The sequence below is a fragment of the Saccharothrix hoggarensis genome, from assembly GCF_042678885.1.
In the GTDB taxonomy this organism is placed as follows: Bacteria; Actinomycetota; Actinomycetes; order Mycobacteriales; family Pseudonocardiaceae; genus Actinosynnema; species Actinosynnema hoggarensis.
Map to the genome: position 1 here is coordinate 1 of NZ_JBHTLK010000436.1, position 2,265 is coordinate 2,265.

Consider the following 2,265-nt stretch of genomic DNA (forward strand, 5'->3'; position numbering starts at 1 on the left):
GCGCCGGGGGTGAGGGGTTTGTCGGAGAGCCAGCAGACGGTGGCGTCGAACTCGTCGGTGACCTTGGGTGGCACGGCGGCGGCGGCGATGAGGTCGCCGCGGGAGATGTCGAGGTCGTGGGCCAGGAGCAGGGTCACCGATTGGCCGGAGGTGGCGTGGTCGAGGGGGCCGTCGGCGGTGTCGATGCCGGTGACGGTGGAGCGCAGCCCGGCGGGGAGGACGGTGATGTCGTCGCCGACGCGGACGGTGCCGGCGGCGACCTGGCCGGCGTAGCCGCGGTAGTCGGGGTGTTCGGTGGTGCGGGGCCGGATCACGTATTGGACGGGGAAGCGGAAGGGGGCGTCGTGGGGGTCGGCGTCGACCGGCACGGTTTCGAGGTGTTCCAGCAGGGTGGGGCCGTCGTACCAGGGGGTGCGGTCGGAGCGTTCGACCACGTTGTCCCCGGCCAGGGCGGAGACGGGGATCTCGACCACGGCGTCCTCGGGGTAGCCCAGGGCGGTGGCGTGGGCGGTGAACTCCTTGGCGATGCGGGCGAAGGTGACCTCGTCGAAGTCCACGAGGTCGATCTTGTTGACCGCGAGCACGAGCCGCGGCACGCCCAGCAGGGCCAGGACGGCGGCGTGCCGGCGGGTCTGTTCGATGACGCCCTTGCGGGCGTCGACCAGGAGTACGCCGAGTTGGGCGGTGGAGGCGCCGGTGACGGTGTTGCGGGTGTACTGGACGTGGCCGGGGGTGTCGGCCAGGACGAAGGAGCGCTTGGGGGTGGCGAAGTAGCGGTAGGCGACGTCGATGGTGATGCCCTGCTCGCGTTCGGAGCGCAGGCCGTCGACCAGGAGGGAGAGGTCGGGGGTGGTCAGGCCGCGGTCGGCGCTGGCGCGGTGGACGGCGTCGAGGGTGTCGGCGAGGACGGATTTGGTGTCGTAGAGCAGGCGGCCGACCAGGGTGGACTTGCCGTCGTCCACGCTGCCGGCGGTGGCCAGCCTCAACAGGTCGCTCATCTAGAAGTAGCCTTCCCGCTTGCGGTCTTCCATGGCGGCCTCGGAGAGGCGGTCGTCGGCGCGGGTCGCGCCGCGCTCGGTCAGGCGTGAGGCGGCGACCTCGGCGATGACGGCCTGGATGTCGGCGGCGTCGGACTCGACCGCGCCGGTGCAGGAGCCGTCGCCGACGGTGCGGTAGCGCACGGTCTTCTCGATCTTGTGCTCGCCGTCGCGGGGGCCGCCCCAGGGGCCTTCCGCCAGCCACATGCCGTCGCGGAGGTAGACCTCGCGGCGGTGGGCGTAGTAGATCGACGGCAGCTCGATGTTCTCGCGGGCGATGTAGTGCCAGACGTCGAGTTCGGTCCAGTTGGACAGGGGGAACACGCGGACGTGTTCGCCGGGGCGGTGGCGGCCGTTGTAGAGGTTCCACAGCTCGGGGCGTTGCCGGCGGGGTTCCCACTGGCCGAAGGCGTTGCGCAGGCTGAAGATGCGTTCCTTGGCGCGGGCGCGTTCCTCGTCGCGGCGCCCGCCGCCGAACACCGCGTCGAACCGGTGCGAGGTGATGGCGTCGAGCAGCGGCACGGTCTGCAGGGGGTTGCGGGTGCCGTCGGGGCGTTCGGCCAGCCGGCCGTCGTCGATGTAGTCCTGCACGCTGGCGACTTCCAGCCGCAGCCCGTGCCGGGCCACGACCTTGTCGCGGAACTCGATGACTTCCTCGAAGTTGTGGCCGGTGTCGACGTGCAGCAGCGGGAACGGCACGGGGGCGGGCCAGAACGCCTTGACCGCGAGGTGCAGCAGCAGGGTGGAGTCCTTGCCGCCGGAGAACAGGATCACCGGCCGGTCGAACTCGCCCGCGACCTCGCGGAAGATGTGGATCGCCTCGGACTCGAGGCGGTCCAGGGTGTCCAGGGCGGTGGTGGTCATCCGTGCAACCCGCATTCGGTCTTGGCCAGCCCGGCCCACCGGCCGCTGCGGGCGTCCGCGCCCGGCAGCGGCTTCGCGGTGCACGGCGCGCAGCCGATGGAGGGGTAACCAGCCTGCACCAACGGGTTCTCCAGAATCCCGTGCTCGGCGATGTAGGCGTTGAACTCGTCGTCGGTCCAGGGCGCGATCGGGTTGACCTTGACCAGGCCGTTGCGCTCGTCCCACTGCACGATCGGCGTGTTCGCCCGCGTCGGCGCGTCCACTCGCCGCACGCCGGTGACCCACGCGTCGTAGTTCTTCAGGGTGCGCTGCAACGGGATGACCTTGCGCAACTGGCAGCACCTGGTCGGGTCGGTCTGGTTCA

The 2,265-nt window shown here is 70.9% G+C and carries 3 protein-coding genes; all 3 read right to left on the reverse strand.

All coding sequences use genetic code 11. The features are described from left to right. Positions 1-998, reverse strand: a 998-nt coding sequence (locus ACFQ3T_RS36035; RefSeq protein WP_380730556.1) for a sulfate adenylyltransferase subunit 1, incomplete at its 3' end; no start/stop codon positions are given. Continuing rightward, positions 999-1,901, reverse strand: a complete 903-nt coding sequence (cysD, locus tag ACFQ3T_RS36040) for a sulfate adenylyltransferase subunit CysD (RefSeq protein WP_380730557.1) — start codon at positions 1,899-1,901, stop codon at positions 999-1,001. It abuts the gene before it with no gap. Then, the coding region (locus ACFQ3T_RS36045) for a phosphoadenylyl-sulfate reductase (protein ID WP_380730559.1) at positions 1,898-2,265 on the reverse strand (368 nt) is incomplete at its 5' end. The genes ACFQ3T_RS36045 and cysD, both read right to left, overlap by 4 nt.

Excerpts from the sequence above, each read along its gene's own strand:
- cysD (WP_380730557.1), bottom strand. The coding sequence starts at position 1,901 with ATGACCACCACCGCCCTGGACACCCTGGACCGCCTCGAGTCCGAGGCG.